At 70.1% G+C, this 3961-nt stretch carries 3 protein-coding genes; all 3 read left to right on the top strand.

Translation table 11 applies throughout. From position 1 onward, the window contains the following. A partial coding sequence (gene gspD / locus FKV24_RS10355; protein ID WP_141482329.1) for a type II secretion system secretin GspD occupies positions 1-1936 on the top strand: 1936 nt, incomplete at its 5' end. A 47-nt stretch (positions 1937-1983) separates the two neighbouring features. Continuing rightward, positions 1984-2898 (top strand): glycosyltransferase family 2 protein, encoded by a 915-nt coding sequence (locus tag FKV24_RS10350; protein ID WP_141482328.1) that lies wholly within the window; start codon positions 1984-1986, stop codon positions 2896-2898. Next, positions 2898-3752 carry a glycosyltransferase family 2 protein gene (locus FKV24_RS10345; protein WP_141482327.1) on the top strand — a complete coding sequence of 285 codons (855 nt, stop codon included), beginning with the start codon at positions 2898-2900 and terminating at the stop codon, positions 3750-3752. The genes FKV24_RS10350 and FKV24_RS10345 overlap by 1 nt, the downstream gene beginning before the upstream one ends. The last annotated feature ends 209 nt before the right edge of the window (positions 3753-3961 follow it).

Raw genomic sequence — 3961 nt, 5'->3', positions numbered from 1 at the left:
CCTGGGCGCGACCAGCGGTGAGGCGACCTTCAATTTCGAGGGCGAGTCGCTGCACGCGGTGGTCAAGGCGATCCTCGGCGACATGCTCGGCCAGAACTACGTGATCGCGCCGGGCGTGCAGGGCACGGTGACCCTGGCCACGCCCAAGCCGGTCAGCCCGGCCAGCGCGATGAGCCTGCTGGAGATGGTGCTGGGCTGGAACAACGCCCGCATGGTCTATGCCGATGGCCGCTACAACATCGTTCCGGCCGATCAGGCGGTGCCGGGCAACGTCGCGCCGCGCACCGGTGGCGCCGTCGGCGCGCGCGGCTTCGAGGTCCGCGCGGTGCCGCTGCGCTACATCTCCGCCGAGGAGATGAAGAAGGTGCTGGAGCCGTACGCGCGTCCCAACGCGATCGTCTCCACCGATCCGGCCCGCAACGTGATCAGCATTGGCGGCACCCGCGCCGAGCTTGAGAACTACCTGCGCACGATCGAGATCTTCGACGTCGACTGGCTGTCGGGCATGTCGGTCGGGGTGTTCCCGATCCAGTCCGGCAAGGCCAGCGACGTGGTCGCCGACCTGGAAAAAGTGTTCGGTGAGCAGAGCAAGTCGCCGGTCGCGGGCATGTTCCGCTTCATGCCGCTGGACGGCGCCAACGCGGTGCTGGTGATCACCCCGCAGGCCGAGTACCTGGACGACATCCAGCAGTGGCTGGAGCGGATCGACAGCGCCGGCGGCGAGATGCAGCTGTTCACCTACGAGCTCAAGTACATCGATGCCGGTGACCTCGCCGAGCGCCTGTCCGAGGTGTTCGGCGCCAGCAGCGGCGGCAACGGCAACCGCCGCGGCGGTTCACCGTCGCTGATGCCGGGCCTGGAGTCGGTCGAGCTGCAGGATGGCGGCAATGGCAGCGTCGCCAACATCGGCGACAAGAGCGGTGGCGGCGGCTCCAGCGGCACCAACGGCGGCGGCATGTCGTTGGGCGAGCGCCAGGGCGGTGGCGACGGCAGCGTGACCCTGGAGGTCCAGGGCGCCAAGGTCGGCGTGTCGGCGGTGTCGGAAAGCAACTCGCTGCTGGTGCGCGGTTCGCCGGCGGCCTGGAAGTCGATCCGCGACGTGATCGAGCGCCTCGACGTGATGCCGATGCAGGTGCATATCGAGGCGCAGATCGCCCTGGTCACCCTGAAGGGCGACCTGGCCTACGGCGTCAACTGGTTCTTCGAGCGCGCGGTGACCGACGCCGGCCTGCCCAGCGCGGTCGGCCGCGACACCTGGAGCACCCTGGCCGGCAGCGTCGGTGGCGCGACCGAGGGCGGTGGCGGCGGCCTGGCCTGGACCTTCCTCGGCCGCAACGCCGCCGCGGTGATCAACGCGCTGGACCAGGTCACCGACGTGCAGATGCTGCAGTCGCCGTCGCTGTTCGTGCGCAACAACACCGAGGCGACCTTCAACGTCGGCAGCCGCATCCCGATCCAGTCGGTCACCTTCAACCCGAACCTCGGCAGCGGCGACACCATCGGCCAGGTGCAGTATCTGGACACCGGCACCATCCTCAAGGTACGCCCGCGCATCACCAAGGACGACATGGTGTTCCTGGACATCGTCCAGGAGGTCAGCGCTCCGGGCGACGACCCCGACGAGAACGGCAACGTGCGCATCGACACCCGCAAGCTCAAGACCGAGGCGGCGGTGCGCAACGGCGATACCGTGGTCCTGGCCGGCTTGATCACCGACCGCAACGGCCGTGGCTCCTCGGGCTTTCCGGGCCTGAGCCGGATTCCGGTGATCGGTGGCCTGTTCGGACGCCAGACCAGCGTTTCGGAGCGCAACGAGACCATCATCCTGCTGACCCCGAAGATCGTCCGCAATCCGCTGGAGGCGCGCAAGCTGACCGACGAGTACGGCCGCCGCTTCCGCGCGCTGGAACCGATCAACCGCGCGCCCAAGAACTGAGAGGATGCCGATGCCGGGTTCCGGGATAGACAGGTGAAGCGGGCGAGATGACTGAACTGCCCATCGTCATCGTGCCGGTCGGCGCCGACGACGATGCGCTGGACGCCTGCCTCGGTGCGCTGGAAGCCGGTACCCGTCCGGGTACCCGGGTGTGGCTGGCCGACGATGCTCGGATCGGGCCTCGCGGCTATGCGATCGTCGAGCGCTGGATGGCGGGCACCGCGTTGCAGGCCGACTACACCCGGCGCCAGCGTGCGATCGGCGAGGTCGCCCACCTCGACGAGGTGCTGGCGGCCTGCGGCGACGCCGATGTCGCGGTGCTCGCGCCCGATGCGGTGCCGACGCCAGGTTGGCTCGGACGCCTGGCCGGCAGCCTGCGTGCCGACGGCGCCATCGCCACCGCCACGCCCTGGTGCAATGCCGGCGAGGTCGCCGCGTGGCCTCGGGTCGGCGAGATCTCGCCATTGCCCGACGAGCCGTTGCGGATCGCGCGCGCGGCGGCGGCGATGCCGTCGGCGTGTCCGGAGCTGCCGGCCGCGGTCGGGCACGCGGTGCTGATCCGCGGCAGCGCCCGGATCAAGGCCGGCGGCCTCGACACCACCAGCTACGGCTCCTGGTACGCGGCCCTGATCGACCTGTCGCTGCGGCTGGCCGGGCTGGGATGGCGCAACGTGCTGTGCGATACCGCGTTCGTCGGACGTGCCGGCGAGGGCGCGCCGTTCGACGGCGACATGGAGCGCCTGGCGGTGCGCTGGCCGGACTGGCATCCCAGGCTGGCGGGCTTCCTGATGCGCGATCCGCTGCGGGAGTCGCGGGAGCGGCTCGCCGCGCTGCTCGCCGAGGTCGGGCCGCCGGATCCGCAGCGCGATCTGTTCTGGGACGAGGATGACGCCGCCGGGACGGACGCCGATGACGGGCGATCGGCCCGGATGGCGCCACCGAAGGCGGGGGAGGGGAGCTGATGGATATCCCCTCCGGCGGCGACATCGCCGCGGTTGTGGTCAGTCATTGCAGTGCCGAGACCATCGACGACTGCCTGCAACGCCTGCGCGGCAGCGACGGCGTCGCCGAGATCCGGGTCGTCGACAACGCCTCCGACGACGGAACGGTGGACATCGTCCAGCGTCACGCCGCCAGCGACCCGCGGGTCCGCTTCATCGCCAATCCCGACAATCCCGGCTTCGCGGTGGCCTGCAACCAGGGTGCGGCCGACAGCGAGGCGCCATGGCTGGCCTTCGTCAACCCGGACTGTCTGCTCGAGGCGGATGCGCTGGCCCGTCTGCGCGCGCTCGCCGACGGGTTGCCGGCGCCGTTGCTGGGTGCCGACCTGGTCGACGAAGCCGGTGTCCGCGATGCCGCCGCACGCCGCCGCGACCCGGATTTCGCCTCGATGCTGCGGGCCGGCCGGCGGGCCCGGCAGTCGACGGCGATCGCCATCGACGACAGCATCGAGCTGCAACCGGTGGAGGCGATATCCGGTGCGTTGATGTTGATGCCACGGCTCCTGTTCGAGCGGGTCGAGGGTTTCGACGAGGCCTACCGGCTGCATGCGGAGGACCTCGACCTGTGCCGGCGCGCACGTGCCGCGGGGGCTTCGGTCGCGGTCGCCAACCGGGTGCGGGTGCTGCACGTGCGCGGCGTGTCCAGCCGCAGCCGGCCGCTGTTCGTGGAGTGGCACAAGCACCGAGGTCTGTGGCGTTACTTCGGCAAGTTCGAGGCGTCGCGACGCAGCCTGCCGACAAGGGCGCTGGTATTCGCCGCGATCTGGACGCGCTTTCCGGTCGCATTGCTTCGCGCCTGCTGGCGCGGCCGCTAGAAAAGTCAGGGTGCCCGTAGCCCGCAGTAGCGTGTGACCCAGCCCCCTGAGTCAGGGGGCGATTCGCATCGCAGATGCGAATGGGGGTGTGGAAGCGCAACGGCGGGGCCCGAGGTTTGCGCAGCAAACTTTGGGAGATATCCGGGCGCAGCCGGATATCGTTCCCCCCTGAGTCAGGGGGCGATTCGCATCGCAGATGCGAATGGGGG

The sequence above is a fragment of the Marilutibacter maris genome, from assembly GCF_006546735.2.
Classification (GTDB): Bacteria; Pseudomonadota; Gammaproteobacteria; order Xanthomonadales; family Xanthomonadaceae; genus Marilutibacter; species Marilutibacter maris.
This window is presented reverse-complemented; position numbering and strand designations above follow the sequence as displayed.

Bases quoted from the DNA above. Each gene is read 5' to 3' on its own strand.
- FKV24_RS10350 (WP_141482328.1), top strand. From the start codon at position 1,984: ATGACTGAACTGCCCATCGTCATCGTGCCGGTCGGCGCCGACGACGAT.
- FKV24_RS10345 (WP_141482327.1), top strand. From the start codon at position 2,898: ATGGATATCCCCTCCGGCGGCGACATCGCCGCGGTTGTGGTCAGTCAT.